Annotated in this window: 15 protein-coding genes and 1 pseudogene; 11 read left to right on the top strand and 5 right to left on the bottom strand. The window is 44.9% G+C overall.

Features of this window, described 5'->3' with window-relative positions:
* Window positions 1–16: 16 nt before the first annotated feature.
* The gene (locus tag MJ595_RS15155) at window positions 17–1,804 is read left to right on the top strand and encodes a hypothetical protein (RefSeq protein ID WP_263078804.1); all 1,788 of its coding nucleotides are present in this window, start codon (window positions 17–19) and stop codon (window positions 1,802–1,804) included.
* Here the strand turns inward: MJ595_RS15155 and MJ595_RS15150 are convergent.
* The 3 genes and pseudogenes from MJ595_RS15150 to MJ595_RS15140 form a co-directional block, all read right to left on the bottom strand.
* A complete protein-coding gene (locus MJ595_RS15150; RefSeq protein WP_263078486.1) occupies window positions 1,787–3,460 on the bottom strand; it encodes a transposase in 1,674 nt (557 codons plus the stop codon). The genes MJ595_RS15155 and MJ595_RS15150 overlap by 18 nt on opposite strands.
* 233 nt (window positions 3,461–3,693) lie before the next feature.
* Window positions 3,694–4,338 carry a flagellin gene (locus tag MJ595_RS15145; protein ID WP_263322518.1) on the bottom strand — a complete coding sequence of 215 codons (645 nt, stop codon included), beginning with the start codon at window positions 4,336–4,338 and terminating at the stop codon, window positions 3,694–3,696.
* A 54-nt stretch (window positions 4,339–4,392) separates the two neighbouring features.
* Window positions 4,393–4,866, bottom strand: a pseudogene (locus tag MJ595_RS15140) (flagellin); the annotation flags it as partial.
* 773 nt (window positions 4,867–5,639) lie between these two features.
* Here MJ595_RS15140 and MJ595_RS15135 point away from each other — a divergent pair.
* From MJ595_RS15135 to MJ595_RS15090, 10 genes are all read left to right on the top strand, one after another.
* Window positions 5,640–6,815, top strand: a complete 1,176-nt coding sequence (locus tag MJ595_RS15135; RefSeq protein ID WP_263078803.1) for a flagellin — start codon at window positions 5,640–5,642, stop codon at window positions 6,813–6,815.
* A 124-nt stretch (window positions 6,816–6,939) separates the two neighbouring features.
* Window positions 6,940–7,674: a tRNA (cytosine(32)/uridine(32)-2'-O)-methyltransferase TrmJ gene (trmJ, locus tag MJ595_RS15130; RefSeq protein ID WP_263078802.1), complete on the top strand. Its 735-nt coding sequence runs from the start codon at window positions 6,940–6,942 to the stop codon at window positions 7,672–7,674.
* 228 nt (window positions 7,675–7,902) lie between these two features.
* Window positions 7,903–9,762 (top strand): DUF3858 domain-containing protein, encoded by a 1,860-nt coding sequence (locus MJ595_RS15125; protein ID WP_263078801.1) that lies wholly within the window; start codon window positions 7,903–7,905, stop codon window positions 9,760–9,762.
* Between the two features lie 150 nt (window positions 9,763–9,912).
* Entirely contained in the window at window positions 9,913–10,866 is a 954-nt protein-coding gene (locus MJ595_RS15120; protein WP_263078800.1) for an oligopeptide:H+ symporter, read from the top strand.
* A gap of 137 nt (window positions 10,867–11,003) precedes the next feature.
* A complete protein-coding gene (locus MJ595_RS15115) occupies window positions 11,004–11,477 on the top strand; it encodes a helix-turn-helix domain-containing protein (RefSeq protein ID WP_263078037.1) in 474 nt (157 codons plus the stop codon).
* Window positions 11,399–12,052 carry an IS630 family transposase gene (locus tag MJ595_RS15110; RefSeq protein ID WP_263322427.1) on the top strand — a complete coding sequence of 218 codons (654 nt, stop codon included), beginning with the start codon at window positions 11,399–11,401 and terminating at the stop codon, window positions 12,050–12,052. The genes MJ595_RS15115 and MJ595_RS15110 overlap by 79 nt, the downstream gene beginning before the upstream one ends.
* Before the next feature lie 14 nt (window positions 12,053–12,066).
* On the top strand, window positions 12,067–12,612 hold the full coding sequence (locus MJ595_RS15105) for an oligopeptide:H+ symporter (RefSeq protein ID WP_263322517.1): 546 nt from the start codon (window positions 12,067–12,069) through the stop codon (window positions 12,610–12,612).
* A 385-nt stretch (window positions 12,613–12,997) separates the two neighbouring features.
* A complete protein-coding gene (locus MJ595_RS15100; RefSeq protein WP_263078799.1) occupies window positions 12,998–13,363 on the top strand; it encodes a hypothetical protein in 366 nt (121 codons plus the stop codon).
* Between the two features lie 55 nt (window positions 13,364–13,418).
* Complete coding sequence (locus tag MJ595_RS15095; protein ID WP_263078000.1) at window positions 13,419–14,753, top strand: transposase; 1,335 nt, start codon at window positions 13,419–13,421, stop codon at window positions 14,751–14,753.
* A gap of 114 nt (window positions 14,754–14,867) precedes the next feature.
* The gene (locus MJ595_RS15090; RefSeq protein ID WP_263078798.1) at window positions 14,868–15,539 is read left to right on the top strand and encodes a hypothetical protein; all 672 of its coding nucleotides are present in this window, start codon (window positions 14,868–14,870) and stop codon (window positions 15,537–15,539) included.
* A 155-nt stretch (window positions 15,540–15,694) separates the two neighbouring features.
* Here the strand turns inward: MJ595_RS15090 and mazG are convergent, their stop codons facing one another.
* On the bottom strand, window positions 15,695–16,504 hold the full coding sequence (mazG, locus tag MJ595_RS15085; RefSeq protein WP_263322516.1) for a nucleoside triphosphate pyrophosphohydrolase: 810 nt from the start codon (window positions 16,502–16,504) through the stop codon (window positions 15,695–15,697).
* 19 nt (window positions 16,505–16,523) lie between these two features.
* Window positions 16,524–18,779, bottom strand: coding sequence for a GTP diphosphokinase (relA, locus tag MJ595_RS15080; protein ID WP_263078797.1), 2,256 nt, complete (start codon window positions 18,777–18,779; stop codon window positions 16,524–16,526).

Raw genomic sequence — 18,779 nt, 5'->3', positions numbered from 1 at the left:
TCATCCCTGATTTTTTATGCTTAATCATTCACTTATTATGAAATATACTACCAAATCTGCTCTTGGATACTCCACCTTATTGCTCTTGTTTTCTTTTTTTCTATCACCCCTTGGTTATGCAGTTATCTCATATCGACTCTATATTAGTGTTGAAGGAACACTTCACAGTGTGTACAGGCTCCCCACACCTTTTTCAGAGAATCAATGCAATCCAAAACTCCAGATTCGAATAGATGATTATGCATCAATACTGGGTTATGTGCGCCCTGACACCCCGGACTTTAACAAGTTTCCCGTATCATTCAACTCAACCTACTATGAACAGGAAAACGGAGAACTAGAGCCGCATTTTGTATTTGCCATACATGTAAACATACCTCGGGATACTGAGGGTGGACTGCACCCTTGCATTTTATATCGCAATGAATTTCAAGAACTGTCTAAAATTCCCTTTGTGGCAATCCCCGAATCAAGTGTTGTAATAACCTATCCACAAACGGATACAGCCCCTGTCACTCCCGGTTTTATCCCTCCGCCCCTGAAAACACCAGGATCATATCCTGTTCAAAAAGCGGATAAAACGCCAATGCATGATAAAAGACTGATCCAGATCACCAAAAGCGAAGCTGCATTACAGATAACTACAGTTTACTTTTCAGAAAATCCCAAAATGATCTTTAGTGTATTGCCCACAGAATTAACGGTCATTGAATGCCCTGAAGCAAAAACTTTATTTGATATGATGACTCCTAATCATATAGGTCTATGTACAATGGATAATATACCCGGATCTGAAGCGGTTTTATTACCTGTCTCTCAATTTACCGAACATCCAGAGTCAGCAAATCACTCAGATCTTCTTCCTGAAAAATTAAAAAGTTTTATTACAACAGACCTATTTAAAGAATCAGTTCAGCGGCAAAATCAAGAACATCATAAATTTGCCATTATTGACTTACATACCAAACGCATAAATGCTGTATGGATTGACTCTAATGATAATCCGTTAGTAAATAATTCCTGTATAACCGTCACTGAAAAAATAGCTAATAGAACTGTTTATTCTGAAGATATCAAATTTAACACCCCCCCTACAGGAAAAGAAATGTTGCACGTACATATTGAACAAGCTAAAAAAACCAGATATACCGGCGCTAATCTTAACCAGTTTAAACCTTTCAGCAGAACCACTGCATGGTTCATGGGTCGTTATACAGAAGAATCTGAAGTCCACATACATACCCTGCCAGAAGTTATGAATCCTAAGACACCTGAACAATTAACACTTCACCTACTTAGCAAGGAGCAAGAAGCAGGTCATCTTTTATTACAAACAGCATTCAATGAATTAAAAAAACTTTCAATCAAGACAGAATCACTGTCCTCCAAGAAGGATGTAATTCTGATAAAAGAGGAATTGCGTAATTATTTAGAAGAAAGAGAAAATGATTACTTGGAGTGCATGAAAGATGTGGGTGAAAAACTGGAAGAATTAAGTTATAACAGCGCAGAAACGATGGAACCCCCACCATTTGAAAATCCTGAAACACATAGGGGAAACACCAAATCTAAAACAATTAAAAGAAGCGCCATGAAGCGCATGAAAAACAAAGGTAGCTTAGATAAGCTTAAAGAAGATGAAAATCTTTTCGAATCCCAATACGGTTTAGACACCATTGAAGAAGATAGCAATGTCTCCCAACAACCCCCTTTAGCAAAATCGAAATCACTTAATGATTTAAATCCTGACACTAAATTAAGCGGAAACACCTCAGATTGTAAGTTCTCAATAACTGCTGGTTAACCCACACGAAAAGTCGCTGGATGCTTGTTCTATCAGGTCGGGCAACCAGGGAAAACTGCCACTGCCCATGATTCGATCTTTCAGATAATGCCAAAACGATAAACCGTACAACCGGCAAGTTTTTTTCAGGCTGGCAAACGTATCCCGGCACTTTCTTCCCGCTTTGCTTTTTGTGCCGCCGCTGATTTTTCGTCGTTTCACGTATTCCCGTATTTGGCTTTCGCTCAGGTTGTTATGGAGCGGAAGGCTTGGAGCATCGAGTACCTGTAGCAATTCCTTCTCTATAACGACCAGCCCTGACAGTGCGTCCTGTAAATCAGGAAAGTCTACCTGGGTATTAGTCAGGGCCTTGAAATCGCGACGTATGTTTTGAGCTTTACTTTTATCGGGGCTGGCCTTGAAGACTTTTAAATCGTTGTAGATAGCCCAGAACCATGTACGACACCAGTACTGTGCACTGGCTTGCTGCTCATTGACCGGGTGGACTTTAGCCAATCCCCGCTCCGCATGAACCCAGCATTGAGCATGGTTGAATACGTTGAACTGCTGAGCACCATCACTGAATGTGGTCAGGTGTCCCATACCATGAGCCATTAAGCTGCTGTAAATAAGCGCTTCTGCTGCTTGCTTGCGCCGGGTCTTTCCCGTTAGCCCATGGTCGTTAAGGGCTGCTTCCCAGGCTTCCCGGTTTAAAAACGTAACGCCCATGTATTGCCTGATGATGCTTAGCCACTTCTCCGGGTAATCAAATTTTTCCAGATAGTCCAAGGCGTCCTGCGTGACGGAATAAGTCTTCCAGGGGCGATGCAAGAGGCTCAGGAAGTTTTCCCTACTCTTACTGCCTGTGCTCTCAAACCAGGCAAATAGCTCATTGTTGATAATGGTACAGTAGCCATTTTGTCCTTTATGCCTAGCTCCGGTGTCATCGGTCTGGATGTAGCGGGAGCATTTGAACCCTGTTGCCAGCAAAGCGTCTTTTTCTTCATGAAAGTCAGTATGACCTTCAGTGAGTAGCCGATGAAGTTCTCCCGCGGACATTGAGATTCCTATATCCCACAACCAGTCCAACAGCTGCGGCTGAGTCACCGAGCAACCGTGATGCTGGTACAACAAATAGGACTGGAGTTGTGGTCCATAGTGATGTCCATGCAGGCTTTCGGGAGGTTTTGCTGTGATGGTTTGTCCGTCGGGCGTCTGCCATTGCTCCAAATGATACTCGACCGTGAACGCCTGAATAGTCAGCTCTTGTACAGAAAAAGAGCTAAATCCGTTTGGTGTCGAACCAGACGGGACATCAGATACTTCTACGGTGATGATTTTTTCTGTTGCTGGCTTATCAGGCTGTTGGCGATTTTTTCGTGTTCGTTCGCCAGGCTTCTCAACCTTACGTTTCCCTGAATTATCAGGCGGTTCGTTGTCATCACCGGGACCATTATCACCCTTTTTACCATCATCTTTTGGTTTTGTATTGGGTCTGATATCAGGCTTTGGCGGCAGTTTTTTAAGACGACGAATCTGCGCTTGCAGTGCCTCAACAAGCGCTTGAAGCTTCGCTATCTGCTCTTGCTGCTGAGTAATCTGCCCTTGCTGCTGAGCAACAAGATTCAGTAATCTCGCAGGTGAGTACACTTGCTCTTGATTGATTGGGGGTTGCATGAGGGAAGGATAGATGTATATCAGAATTTTGCAGCTATCCAGCAGTTATTGAGAACTTACCTCAGATTAGCTATTTTTATGCTTCAGCATTATATCGAGGCTGTTTTATTTTCAAATATATAACCATATATTTGTCAAAGAACTTCATCGAGTGCTGAATTGTGTAGGATCTACGATCCAGCAACACCTTACCAAACTTCATTTTATCTTCCTTTAATTTATACGTCCCCAAGTTACTGCAACAGGGAAAGCGCAATCTGGGGGCTGGTATTAGCCTGGCTCAGAATGGCAGCACCAGACTGTTGCAGGATCTGGAACTTGGTAAGATTCGCGGTCTCTGCGGCAAAGTCAGAATCCATGATCCGGCTTCGGGAAGCTGTGACACTCTCACGTACATTAGAAAGGTTATTAATAGCGGCAGCAAGACGATTCTGCACGGCACCCAGGGTTGAGCGCTGGGAGTCAATAGACGCTATAGCCTGGTCAATAATGGCAATGGAGCTTTGGGCTCCAGACTGGGTTGTCACCGTGATGGTACTCAGTGCACCACCAATATTATCAGAATCAGCAGCGCCCAGGGTCATACTGGTCACCGCCGTATTGAAAATGCCAGCATCACCCGCAACACTACTGTTAACATCTACTTGAGTCACCGTATTTTCTGCCACCAGCTTAATATCACCCGCGTTAATTTCTGCGTAAACGCCATACTGGTTCAGGGCAGCATTTATATTCTCAGTCAGTTCTGTAAAGCCATCACCAAGGGCTACAGCAACATCAACGGTATGTGTGCCTGTATCATTGGTTACAGCAAATGTCAGTGTTTCAGCCACAGCACCCACAACGGCATTGTCATATCCGGCAGCACTCAGATCCATTGACTTACCTGTGGTTGTCCCCAGGGATGTGGCCCTCAGGTCTGATAAACTCATACTTACCGTTTGGTTGGCATAGGCACCCACCTGAAATGACAGGATGGTAGTGGAACCATCCAGCAACTTCTTGGTACCGTAGGTTGTGGTGTCCGCGATACGGGAAACTTCATCCCGCATTTCGGTGACTTCTGCCTGCAGGGCCGTACGGTCTGCGGCGTCGTTAGAACCATTAGCAGACTGTAGCGCCAATTCGCGGATACGTTGTAAAATATTGGTGACTTCCTGCATGGCCCCTTCAGCGGTTTGAGCCAGGGAGATACCGTCATTGGCATTTCGAATGGCTACTCCCAGTCCCTTGATCTGTGAGTTCAGGCGGTTGGATATCTGCAAGCCGGCCGCATCATCCTTGGCACTGTTGATACGCAAGCCCGAAGACAAGCGTGTCATGGCGGTTTGCAGCCCTGCCTGAGTGGTTATCATGTTCCTCTGGGCATTGATAGAGGCAACGTTAGTATTTACAGTTAATGCCATTTTTCTTCTCCGGTTTATTTATAGCTATTTAGGTATTCCTGAATATCGTTTAAACAACTTTTTAAATCATTACGGCATTACTGCATTTAACCAAATTCGTTTTAAATAAAAAAAATCAATATAAACTCAAAAGCGCCAGTAAAATATATTTTTTAACCACCTTACATTTATCTCGTAAGAAAGAAGCAAATCTAAAGAAAATAATTTAAAAAAAAATCATTAACACCAGACAACAAAGATAAATAAAATAACACCCCTCAAAAGAAAAAACCCCATTAAAAACAAAAGAACTTCTTAAGCATCATTGACAGTTATTTAATATCGCCTACTTATTAAAAAAATCCACGAAAAAATAAAATTTTATTAAAATATCAAACCACAACAACTCACCATTCTTTTATATACAAAAACCAGTGACAAAAAAACAACATTTTTAAAATTCTTTTCTTCAAAATAAAAAAAAAGTCGTCATCTCCATCCATTCACTTATTCAAGAGTGCCATTTTATCGCCCATCTTTTAAAAAAGAAAAAAAACAATAACAACCCGTTCAAATAATTTTCTTATTTTCTCCCTTGAGTGACTTTATTCTATTGAAAAAACAAAAAAAAAGGGAATAACAAAAACTAATAGCTACCCTTATAAATAGCCACACCAATATTTTTTTAGGAGGCTTGCTTTTTAAAAAGCATTAAATAAGCAGTAAGGAATCTATTGCCCTGGGCATAGAGGCCTGAAGCATTATAAAAGGCCAACCATTAATGGAGTAAAAAAATGGCATTAACTGTAAATACTAACGTTGCCTCTATCAATGCCCAGAGGAACATGATGACCACCCAGTCAGGACTGCAAACAGCCATGACACGCTTGTCTTCGGGCTTGCGTATCAACAGTGCCAAGGATGATGCGGCCGGCTTGCAGATATCCAACCGCCTGAACTCACAGATCAAGGGACTGGGAGTGGCCATCCGAAACGCCAATGACGGTATCTCCCTGGCTCAAACCGCTGAAGGTGCCATGCAGGAAGTGACCAATATTCTGCAGCGTGTGCGTGAGCTGGCACTACAGTCTGCTAACGGATCTAACGATGCCGCAGACCGTACGGCGCTCCAGGCGGAAGTCACCGAAATGCGGGATGAAGTGACCCGTATCGCCAATACCACTACTTACGGTACCAAAAACCTGCTGGATGGCTCCACCAGTACCCTGTCATTCCAGGTAGGTGCCTATGCTAACCAGACCGTTAGCATGACTTTGTCGGATCTTCGGGCCACATCTCTGGGAACAACCACAGGTAAGTCAATGGATCTGAGTGCTGCCGGATATGACAACACCGTTGTGGGTGCTGCCGCTGAAACACTGACGTTTGCTATAACCAACGATACAGGAACACACTCGGTTGATGTTGCTGTAGCTCTTGGTGACGGATTTACAGAACTCACAGAAAACGTTAACGCTGCCCTGAATCAACATGGTGTGTATGCCGAAATCAGCGGCGGGGATATCAAGATGGTGGCAGAAAATACGGTAACCCAGGTGGATGTCAGCAGTAGTATAGCCGGTGATGCCGGTGTCTTTAGTTCTGCTGGCGGATCGAACACTGTAACCTTGGGAGCCGCCGACTCTGACAGTATCGGCGGTGCGCTGAGTACCATCACGGTGACAACCCAGTCTGGAGCCCAAAGCTCCATTGCCATTATTGACCAGGCCATAGCGGCCATTGACTCCCAGCGTTCAACCCTGGGTGCGGTTCAAAACCGCCTGACCTCCACCATAAACAACCTCTCGAACGTACGTGAGAGTGTATCCGCCTCCCGAAGCCGGATCATTGATGCTGATTTCGCCGCAGAAACAGCCAGCCTCACCAAGTTCCAGATTCTGCAACAGTCCGGTGCTGCCATTCTGAGCCAGGCCAATACCAGCCCTCAGATCGCACTCTCCCTGTTGTAACATTCCGAGACCTCCATAACGGGATTGTTGTCATGACACAATCCCGTTATTTCAAGACAAAACACACCATCTGTTATAAGATCCGGATCTTTTACCCAAGCCCGAATCTTATAGCAGACCTTCCATGCTTGATAATATCCGCGTCATCCTGATCAATACCTTCCACCCCGGTAATATTGGCTCCACCGCCAGGGCCATGAAAACCATGGGCCTCAGTGACCTGTGTCTGGTAAAACCACAGCGTTTTCCTGCACCGGAGGCAGAAAGCATGGCGGCAGGAGCCCAGGATGTTCTGGCCGGCGCCCGGGTCGTCAATTCCCTGGACGAAGCCATCGCTGACTGCTCTCTTGTTATTGGTACCAGTGCCCGTAGTCGTAATATGTCCATTCCTATGCTGGAACCAACCGGCTGTGGTGAAAAGCTGGTGAGTGAAGCCCAACAAAGTAAAGTTGCCCTGATTTTTGGCCAGGAAACCATGGGCATGACCAATGAAGAACTGTTAAAGTGCCATTATCATGTCGCTATCCCTGCCAACCCTGAATACCCGGTATTAAACGTATCCGCAGCGGTTCAGATTCTCTGTTATGAAATCTTTCAGGCCAGCCAACAAGTCTCGTATGCCATGGAGAAAGATCAGCAGCCTGAAGAACAACCATACCCACAGGTACAACAACTGGAGCGTTTTTATGAGCACCTGGAAACAACGCTGGATGACATTGGCTTTATCATTCGCCAGCATCCGGGTCTGGTAATGCCCCGGCTAAGGCGCCTGTTTAACCGGGCTCGTCCTGAAGCCAAAGAATTGCAAATGCTAAGAGGCATTCTCAGTGCTGCCCAGAAAAAATCAGGCACCCGATGAAATCTCACCGGAGGCCACACCTCTGTCATTAGCTTCAAAATAGCCAGGCCATACCCGAAAATACCGGGTCTGTTACAGATATCTTTTAATAATCGGCCAGCCTGACCACCTTTCCTGTGCTAGCTTTAACTCTGGATGAACTCTCTGTCAAAAAAACTGTCAATGGTTCATCAATAACACTGACTATACCCAGCCGAGCTAGCCAGAATGTACTTTCGATCTATTGTATTGTTGATCTGTCTGCTAAATCCGTTTTTTATCTGGCAAGCCGAAGCGCGTCATAGCCCTGTCCATAATTACCATCTTGATCTGTCCCATACTGATTTCACTATTAATGACGATCTAACCTATACCAAAGAAACCACCCTCAAATACACTGTTTTAACCCCGGTAGGTGCTGAAATACTGCAAAAGCACTCCCTGGGCTTTTTCTCGGAAAATGAAACCCTTGAGATACTGGAAGCCACCATTACTGAGCCAAAAGGCAAGGTCATTCCCGTAGAAGAAGATAATATATTCGATCAGGATTTAGGGGGACGGGATAACAAACGCCGGGCCATGCAAAAGATTGTTATTTTTTCCCGCTTAACGCCTGGCTGTCAGCTACTACTGAGATTTCGCTACCATATCCATAAGCTGGGACCCACAGGGTTAAACCTGGCCATGTCCCCTGAACTGGGCATCGAACAAAAAGCGATTACCAGCACATTCCGGCTGCCTGAAAACACCCCCCTGAAATGGGGGCAGCGTAATGGCTTCACCATCAAGGAGGAAATAAAGGATAACCGGAAAACTCTCCATGTCAGCCTGGAAAAAGCGCCCTATTATCTAGAACCGGAAATCAACATGGTCAGCCCGGACGATGTGCTGCCCCTGTTTGCCTTGACGTCAATACAAAATTGGGAAGAGGTGGGCAGAATCTATTATAACGCCAGCCAGGATCGCCATACCCAAAGCCCGGACATCCAGGCACTTGCCCACCAAATAACCAAAGACTCCGAGCCCAGCCTTGAAAAGGTAAAAAAGATTAGCCGCTGGGTAACTGAAAACATTAATTACCTTTCTATCCGCTTTAACTTTGATGACGGCATGGTTCCCAACAAAGTGGAGGATATTCTTCGTCATGGCTACGGGGACTGTAAAGACCAGACCCTGCTATTACAAACGCTACTCAAAGCCAAGGGGGTCGACTCAGTCCCTGCCCTGGTTAACTGGGGGGATAGCTATCAAGATTTTCCTGTAGCCACCTCCATGCAATTCAACCATGTCATGCTCTATATTCCGGAGCTGGATATTTATCTGAATCCCGTCTCAGCCTTTATGCCATTCGGTATACTGGAGGACAGCCTGACCAATAAGCGCGCAGTTCTGGCCAGTGCCGATGGAGACGTCAGAACACTTCCCGGTTTTTCGCCAGCAACCCATAGTTACCGGATAGAAAACCATAGTGAACTGCAAGCTGATGGCAACCTTAAAGGCACTACCAACGTGATGGGCACAGGTATTATTGATGCCCAGATACGGGAGATGCTGGCAGCCCAGGGAAGCTTTGAATGGAAAGCCAATAATATATTATCCGGTACGGTTACAGGGGGGTTTGGCACCATTACAGAGAGCATCCCCCCCTTCGACCAGAACCTTCTGGCAGAATACCGTGGGGAATGGCACAGCCCCAAGGCTTATACCATCAACCGGAATGGCTTTATCTTTATTACTGCACCCAGCGGATTAGGCGTTAAAGATGCACAGGCCCTGCGCTCATTTCTGGTAGAAAAAAAACGCCAGTTTCCCTTTCAGGTAGGCCCCAGGGATTTTCAGTGGACTAATACCCTAAAATTACCCAGCCACTATAAAGTCGCTTTTATGCCAGATAACCAGACACTTTCAAACAAGGCAGGGGATTTTATCAGCACCTACTCAGCATCTGATAATCAACTACACATCACCCGACGTATCATAATCAAGAAGAATATCTATGAAGCCCACGAATACCCTGATTTTGCAGAACTTGCCTATGCCGCAATCAATGATGCCAGAGCTGTTATCGGGATAAAAACTAACAACAACACTCACCTGCCATTCAATTGAACAAATCCCTTACAAATTTAAAAGAAACGACATTCTCCTTCCCTCAGGAAGGGAACTATTAGTTACCTTCCTTTGCCACAGATCAAGCCACAAATAACAATAAAAAGTAACATAACTGCGTTAATATCAAAAAATAAAGAGAATGATGTTATGAAGTATGAATCTGTTGGCATGCTGAATCAGCCTCGCCCCTTTTATATGATTTTCTTTGTGGAGCTGTGGGAACGTTTTGGTTATTACGCACTTCAGGGCGTATTAGCCGTTTACTTTGTGAAGCAGCTCGGGTTTTCTGAAGCTGACAGTTTTGTTACTTTTGGTGCTTTTGCTGCCCTGGTTTATGGCCTGGTTTCTATTGGTGGTAAAATTGGAGATAAAGTACTGGGAACCAAGCGTACAATTATACTGGGAGCAATAGTACTAGCCTTTGGTTACGCATTGATGGGGGTTTCGATTATTTATCCAAACCTGGTATTTCTATCCCTTGGCTTTATTTCAGTAGGTAACGGACTGTTCAAGGCAAACCCTTCCAGCCTGTTAGCAAAGTGCTACGACCAGAATGATTCGCGCATGGATGGTGGCTTTACCCTCTATTACATGTCCGTCAATATTGGCTCTTTTATTGCCCTATCGCTGGCTCCGGTCATCTCAGATAACTTTGGCTATACAACCATGTTTATTATATGTGCGATAGGCCTGTTAGCATGCTTGTACAGTTATTACCACTTTCGCACCTGTGTTCAGAATATTGGTTCACCTGCAGATGCTCAACCACTAAACAAACGTCATTTACTGTATGTTTTGATTGGAACTGTGATCGCTGCGTTTATCTGTGCCTGGTTATTACGTCACGTATTTATAACAAACATAACAATAGCCCTGATTTCTCTGGTAGTTGTTTGTATATTCTTTAAAGAGACTTTTCAGCTTCAGGGTGTAGAACGCAATAAAATGATTGTTGCCTTTATTTTGATGATAGAAGCCATTGTATTTTTCTGTCTATATGCCCAAATGCCAACCTCTCTTAATTTCTTTGCCATTAATAATGTTGATACCCACCTGCTGGGCTTCAATATGAACCCGGTGAGTTTCCAGGCTCTTAAGTAGGTCATAGTTTGGTTTCAAATAAACTGGATGTTCGGCCAGTACGAGAAATCTACTTCTTGATCTAACGATCAGATAGCTATTGAATGATACATTTACTCTATTATAAAGAGAGTACTGGTCTTTAAATCCCTCTCCCTATGAAGTACGTCACTACAATCACTGATGAAGCTGTTTTATTAACTTTGAAATTCGCCAAACACTACGGACCTCTGAGATGTATAAGGGAAAGAGCCCATAGCCTTTTATTGAGCAATCGTGGCTTTACCCTTGAGCAAATTGCCGAAATACTTGAAATTAGATATCAAACTGCTTCTCAGTGGATTGATGATTGGGAAGAATATGGTATTCGTGCCTTGTACAAGGGGCATGGTGGCGGTAGGCCGTGCATATATGACGAATCCGAAGTGCAACGCATAAAAGAATTAGTGGCTGAAGAGCCTCGTCGCTTATCGTATGTCAAATCCAAGATCGAGGATGAAACCGGTAAATCTTCATCAAAAATTACTCTGGCAAACATTGTAAAAAAGCAGGGCTGGTTTACAAAAGACTCCGTAAATCATGCAAACATAAACGGGACGAAGAGCAATTCCATGACTGTAAAACTGCTCTGAAAGATGCCCAGGAAGCCGAGAGCAAAGGGTTAATCAATTTATTTTATTTTGATGAGTCCGGCTTTACCCAGGAACCTTGTGTGCCATACGGTTGGCAGGAAAAAGGAAAGCAGCTCAGAATACCATCAGTCAAAAGTAAACGCATCAACGTACTGGGGTTTATGAACCGAAGCTGTGAGCTATTTCATTATCCTGTTGTGGGTTCAGTGAATAGCGATACGGTGATTGCGGCCTTTGATGACTTTGCAGAGAAAATGGCAGATGAAAAATACAGCTCAAATGATCGTTACACGGTAGTTATGGTGGATAATGCCAGCATTCACACCAGCAAAAAGTTTTGTGCCAGAATTGATGACTGGATGATTGAAAAGAAATTGCTGGTCTGCTTTCTGCCAACATATTCACCTGAGCTCAACCTGATTGAAATCCTGTGGAGGAAAATAAAGTATGAATGGCTCAACCTCTTGTCAATCAAGAGCTTTGCGGAATTTGAAAAAGAAGTTGAACGGGTGCTTTTTTCATTTGGAGAGGAGTATATGATCTCATTTTCTAATACTGTCCGACTGGATGGTTAAATTATTCGAAAGCAATCTATACACTACTTAATCCTTTCTGGATTGTTCTGTGCAGTCCATTACTGGCAGCATTATACAACAAAGTGGGCGATAACCTGACCATGCCCACTAAATTCACCATCGGCATGTTTCTATGTGCCGCTGGCTTCTGGCTTGCCTACTTACCTACCTTTTTCCATACTCCAACCGGAATGGTGAGCGCCTGGTGGCTAGTCTTTATCTACATGTTTCAATCCATTGGTGAGCTAATGATTTCCGGTCTTGGCCTGGCAATGGTTGCGGCACTGGTACCACAGAGGCTAACAGGCTTTATTATGGGTGCATGGTTTTTAACTTCAGCAGCTTCTTTTATCATCGGTGGCTGGATTGCGACATTCACTGCCGCTCCAGAAGGTGTCACTGACCCCTTAAAAACACTCCCCATTTACACCGGAACATTTGGAAAAATTGGTATTGCCACCACCATCGTTGCGGTATTGATGCTGATAACTATTCCCAAGCTAAATCAGATGATGTCTGGTAAAGATAAGGATGGAGAAATGAAACTGGCTCATGTCTGATAGCTTTTGAGTTAGAAACACGCCTAAAAGGCTGTTTCAAAAGTGGTAGGATGTTAGCTCTGGATATTAACGTACTACTGCTCGATTAAAAAACAGAAAGACACTCAGAGAGCCTGTCCTTATGGCCTTGCGTTAGAATAACAGTTGTCGAGACAGTTTTTCTGGCGCAACAAAAGGACAGGCATCACGCAATGGGCAAGGGAGCCTTATTTATCCGCGTTACCAATAAATAATGCAAAACTGGATACCTTCTCGAAATTATCACTAACCCGGTTCAGGGCAATATAGCGATATAGCTCTTGATGCCATATAGCTAGAAAATATTTGTTAGAGTTATATTTTTCTTATACTACTACAAAGGTTTTTCCAATACCGGATTGATCTTATGTTTAGTTTTATAAAAGTGTATCAATCAATAGTGAGAAAAAGAACAAATATATTTTTTTATTTATTCTTTCTAGAATTACTTATTTCTTTTCCCACTTCAGCGACGGAAGAAGGCATGGTTTTATATACCCCTATGGAATTTAAACAAGTTTTAGAGTCTCGAATAGAGTGTCCCTTTCCACACAAAATAGCCATATCCAGTAATGTTGATATAGTACAAGCTGGTCCTTTTGCTAATTTAGATGAAAAAACCAGTGTATTACATGACAAAGAATTAGGTGAGATAGATGAGTTACCAGCAATTCCCGCAGACTTGATTAAAGCCCTTAATAACAAGGGCTGTAGCTTGGTAGCCTCTTGCTAAAATCGCAGACTATCCGGTAGAATTTCACCACAATAATAATAACGATGCTCATGTTGTGCCGCTAACGAAACCAAGAACCATTGCTGAAAAACTGCTCAAAATAGTCTCTGATGAAGCGGGTCAAATTCCAGACTTTCGCAAGAAAAGCCAACATGACAAAATTGTCCTTCATGATGCGGTCATGAGTGGCCTGGCAGTCATGCACCTGAAATACCCTTCATTACTGGCTTTTGATCAGGATTGTGTCAATAACCCAGATAGGCTCAAGAACTTAAAGTCGATGTACAATGTCAGCTGTGTCCCCAGTGATACCTATCTGAGGGATCTGATTGACCCTATCGAAACACGCTATTTAAGGAAGTTCTTTACCCGCCTGTTTGCCTTTGTGCAACGATCTGGGCGGCTTAAGCAGTTCACTTATTTTGAGGAAGGGTATCTTGCGCCTATCGATGGTACGGGGCACTTTTGCTCAGGGAAGATTAGTTGTCCTGAGTGTTGTGTAAAAAAGCCAGGCAGCAAAAATCCGCAATACTACCATCAGTTACTGGCCTGCTGTCTGGTAAAGCCGGGCAAGAAAGAAGTATTACCTTTAATGCCTGAACCCATCATCAAACAAGTTGATGCGTCAAAGAATGATTGTGAGAAGGTAGCGCTCAAGCGGCTATTGGCGAATTTATCCAGAGAGCATCCGCACCTGCCACTGGTTCTGACTTTTGATGACCTGTACTCAGATGGACCGACCATCAAGTTGGTAAAGTCCTTTGGCTATAGCTTCATTATGGTGGCAAAGGATTCAACCCATGAGTCGTTATACCAGGCCGTCGATGAGCTGGATTGTGCAGACAAAGTGGTGCGCTATGAATATACCGATGATAAAGGGTTTACGCACTGGTTCCGGTTTGTGAATGGTGCCCCCATTAACAAGTCACACCCGGATGTGCTGGTTAACTTTCTCGAATATATAGAAATTGATCCAGAGGGCAACAAGAAGTACGTCAACACCTGGGTCACGGACATTGAGCTTTCAGCCGAGAACGTGAATAAATTCATGCGAGGAGCACGCGCTAAATGGAAAATTGAAAACGAAACGTTCAATACACTGAAAACACAGGGCTACCATCTCGAACACAATTACGGGCACGGAAAGCAGCATCTGGCCAGCAATCTGGCATGCCTGACTTTTACGGCCTTCCTCATCAACCAGATAGAACAACTGTCTTGCAAGCTCTTCCAGGAAGCGCTCAAGATAAAAAAGTCTAAAAAGGCATTCTGGCATGCCATACGAGGGCTGTTTGACTGGTTCTGCATTGATAACTGGACAGACGTATTTACAGCTATCATTGAAGGGCGAAGTGTGAGCTTGAAGTTGCTGACTGTCGATACGACATAGAGCGTTGATGTTAGCCCTGTGACCTGTGTTACCTGTCATTAAAACCGACTGCCGATATAGCAGCAGTCTGGCTCTGTTCATCCGCGATAAAATCATTTTTAATTAACTGAAAATGTGCCAGCCGGAATCTGGTTTGCGGGAATTGCTGATGAGTTACACGTTAAAGGTGATCTAAATCTGCTAGGGCGGATAACAAAATACCCTAAAAGGATATTCGTAAGTGGAAGTCTCGTTATAAACAGGCATGATGAATCTATACTCACTGAAGAACACTCATCTTTGCTGGAAAACGTAAGTATTGATGCCGGGCTTAACTTTTTTATAACCGGGAACAACCTGTTAAAGCTGCCCCACTCTGTGAGAGCGAGGAGTATTAATATTAAAAAATGCAGTAAACTAAGTAGCCTCCCAGAAGGCATGAATGGCATTAGTATCAACGTCTCAGAATGCCATCAATTAGTAAATCTCCCGAAACAAATACATGCCTATCTTGTAGTAATTGAAGATTGTGATGGATTAAGGGAACTCCCTCTCAACTGCCCATTTTCTAATGATTTTTTGAATCATGGCAGTATCGAACTGGCTTTCAAACGATGCCACAATTTACAACAGCAGATTCCTGATAACTGGTCAGGGATACCTTTTCAATCCTTAATGGTGACGTTTGATGTTAGTGATAAAGACAGATGCGATCTTTGGCTACAACACAAGCGTAGATGCAAATTAAATGGCTCATGCGATTGTGAAGTACCTGTTATTGGAGGGGGTCTATCTCAGAGTAATTAAAACGAAAGGGCATTCAAGCCCAGCATTGAAAAAACCAGCTATTTTAAAGGATCTAAAGCATTAAAGCATAGGACATCCATAAAATTTCCGTTGCAAATCACAACCTGTTCGGTCGATGTCCTATAAGTTTTCCAGGTTTGACAAAGGTGATATGGCTAAGAATCCACCTTAGCATTCTGCCAGTACCCCTCCATAGCCTCCAGAGACAAATCAGAAAAATTTTTCTTATCCTCCAGCATTTTCGATTCCATAGTACGAAAGCGGCCATCAAATTTCAGGGTGGCTTTCCGCAATGCCATTTCCGGATCTACCCCTAAATGGCGGGCATAGTTAACACAGGCAAAGAACAAGTCACCCACCTCCTCTTCAATCTGTTCTTTACCATCATGAGCCTGAGCTTCCTTTATTTCATCCAGTTCTTCCCTGATTTTCGCCTCGGCTCCACTGGCATCCTCCCAGTCAAAGCCAACCCGGGCTGCCGCCTGCTGGATTTTTTCGGCTTTTTTCAAGGCCGGTAAAGTGGCAGGTAAGTTATCCGGTAAGGCTGATGCGGATTCTTTTTTATGCGTGGCTTTTTCCTTCTCTTTTACCTTGATGTCCTGCCAACGTTTTTTTACCTCCTCAGGACTTATGTTGTTATTTGCCTGAACAGGCTCAGCCAGAGCACCCTCAGGAAACACATGGGGATGCCTGCGGATCAGTTTCTCCACCAGCTCACTGACCACTGTATTAAAGTCAAAACGGTCTTCTTCCTCTGCCATCCGGGCATGGAAGACCACCTGAAACAATAAGTCACCCAGCTCTTCCCGGAGGTTATCAAAATCTTTCCGGGTAATGGCTTCCACCACTTCACAGGCTTCTTCAAGGGTATAGGGCGCTATGGTGCTGAAACTCTGTTCCAGATCCCAGGGACATCCGGACTGCGGATCCCTGAGCCTGGCCATTAGATTCAGCAGATCATTCATATCTGCCACGGAGTATCCTCTATTTTTCTGAACCCGGTTTCCGGTAACGAACCGCTTCGATGATATTGGGCAGCTGTGCCACCTTTGCCAGCACCCGACCCAGTTTTTGAATGCTGCTCACTTCCACCGTCAGCAACATATTGGCAAGATGTTCCTCTTTACTGGTGCGGGTATCCAGTGCCACGACATTCACTTTGTCATTAGCTAGAACCACCGTAATATCTCTCAATAGTCCGGGCCGGTCATAGGCCACAATCATAATTTCCACGGGATAGGCATATTCAGGGGCATCCCCCCAGTTCACCTCAATCAGCCGCTCCGGCTCCTTTTCATGGAGATACAAGGCATTGGTACAATCCTGGCGATGAATGGTGACACCACGCCCCACTGTGATATAGCCAATAATCGGATCACCTGGAACAGGCTGGCAGCAGTTAGCCATTTGGGTGAGTAAATTACCCACGCCATCAATATTGATACCCTTGTCCGAGACTTTCTGCCGATGGGGTCGGGTACGCAACTCAAATGTTTTTTGCTCTTCCGGCTCCACCTGTCGTTGAGCCAAACCCACCACATGGGCCAATTTAATGTCACCCGCTCCCACCCCGGCATACAGATCATCAACGGTATGGCAATTGGCAGCAACGGCCAGGTCGAGCATTTTCACACCGTTGAGCGCTAAACGACGAAGTTCTCCTTCCAGCAGGCCACGGCCATCAATAATATTGGAATCCCGATCCTGCTTCTTGAACCAGTTAGTGATTTTTGCCCGGGCCCGGGTGGTGGTGACATAAGCAAGATCCGGATTTAACCAGTCTTTACTGGGATGACCATTGGATGCAGTGAGAATTTCAACCTGATCCCCGGTCTTCAAGGTGTGATTCAGCGGCACTATACGTCCTGCCACTTTTGCTCCCCGGCATTTATTGCCCACTTCCGTATGGATGCGGTAAGCAAAATCGATGGGCGTAGCCCCCAGTGACAGATCCACAACGTGGCCGTCTTTAGTGAACACATAGATACGATCCGGCTCAACATCAGCCCGCCATTGATCCCCCAGGCCATCAAGATCCCCCAGTTCCTCATGCCACTCCATCACCTGACGGAGCCAGGCAATCTTTTCTTCGTAGCTGTCACTCTGGCTATTAACGTCCGTACCTTTGTATTTCCAGTGGGCACAGACTCCCAGCTCCGCTTCTTCGTGCATACCATGGGTTCGGATTTGTACCTCAAGGGTTTTACCGGCAGGCCCAAATACCGCGGTATGCAGTGAGCGATACCCGTTTTCCTTGGGTGTTGCAATATAGTCATCGAACTCCTGAGGAATATGGTTCCATAATGAGTGAACAATCCCAAGGGAGGCATAGCAGTCCCGAACCTCATTGGTCAAAATTCTCACCGCTCGGATATCATACAATTCCCGGAAATCAAGGCCCTTACGGTTCATTTTGCGCCAGATGCTATAAATATGCTTAACCCGGCCAAATACCTCAGCCTCAATCCTGGCATCACCCAGCGCCTGCTGTAGTGAACTAACGACATCTTCTATGTACTGTTCCCGATCAAGCCGTTTCTCATCCAGCAATCGCGCTATCTTCTTATAGTCCTGGGGCTTCAAATAACGGAAAGAAAGGTCTTCCAACTCCCACTTGATATAACCAATACCCAGACGATGAGCCAAAGGCGCATAGATTTCAAAAACTTCACGGGCCACCCGCTGGCGTTTTTCCTTATCGGCATCCTTAACAGCACGGATGGCACAGGTTCGTTCTGCCAGCTTGATCAGGGCAACCCGGACATCATCAATGATGGACACCAGCATTTTACGGACTTTATCCAGCTGGTCCTGCCGCTGGTCGAGCACCTGTTTCCTGGCTGGATTAAGCACCGCACTGATAATTGCCATGCCCTGAACATCCTTGATCAGGCCTGCCACTGAATGGCCAAAGGACTCCTCTACCTTTTTTATGGGCAGCTTTTTCTCCCGGACAGCACGGTAAAGCACCGCTGCCACCATGGAGTCCATATCCAGTTTCAGTTCAGCGAGAATTTCAACCATCTCCAGGCCTGTCCTGAAACAGCCCGCCCCCGCAGGCCATGCTGTGTCAGAAATCTGCAGCCGGGCCTCCTGGTCAACCTGGCGGCTCATTTCACAGGCTTCCCGCAAACGTCCGGCCTCACTACTACCAAAGCTTCCAGCCAACCGGCTCAGCCAGGCATCCAGATCGATAGTACCGTCATAGCGAACAGGGTGATCTTCTCTTACCTTGACCAT

It is taken from the genome of Endozoicomonas sp. Mp262, assembly GCF_025643335.1.
Lineage (GTDB): Bacteria > Pseudomonadota > Gammaproteobacteria > Pseudomonadales > Endozoicomonadaceae > Endonucleibacter.
Note: the sequence above shows the minus strand (reverse complement) of the source record. Positions and strands in the feature narration are given on the sequence as shown.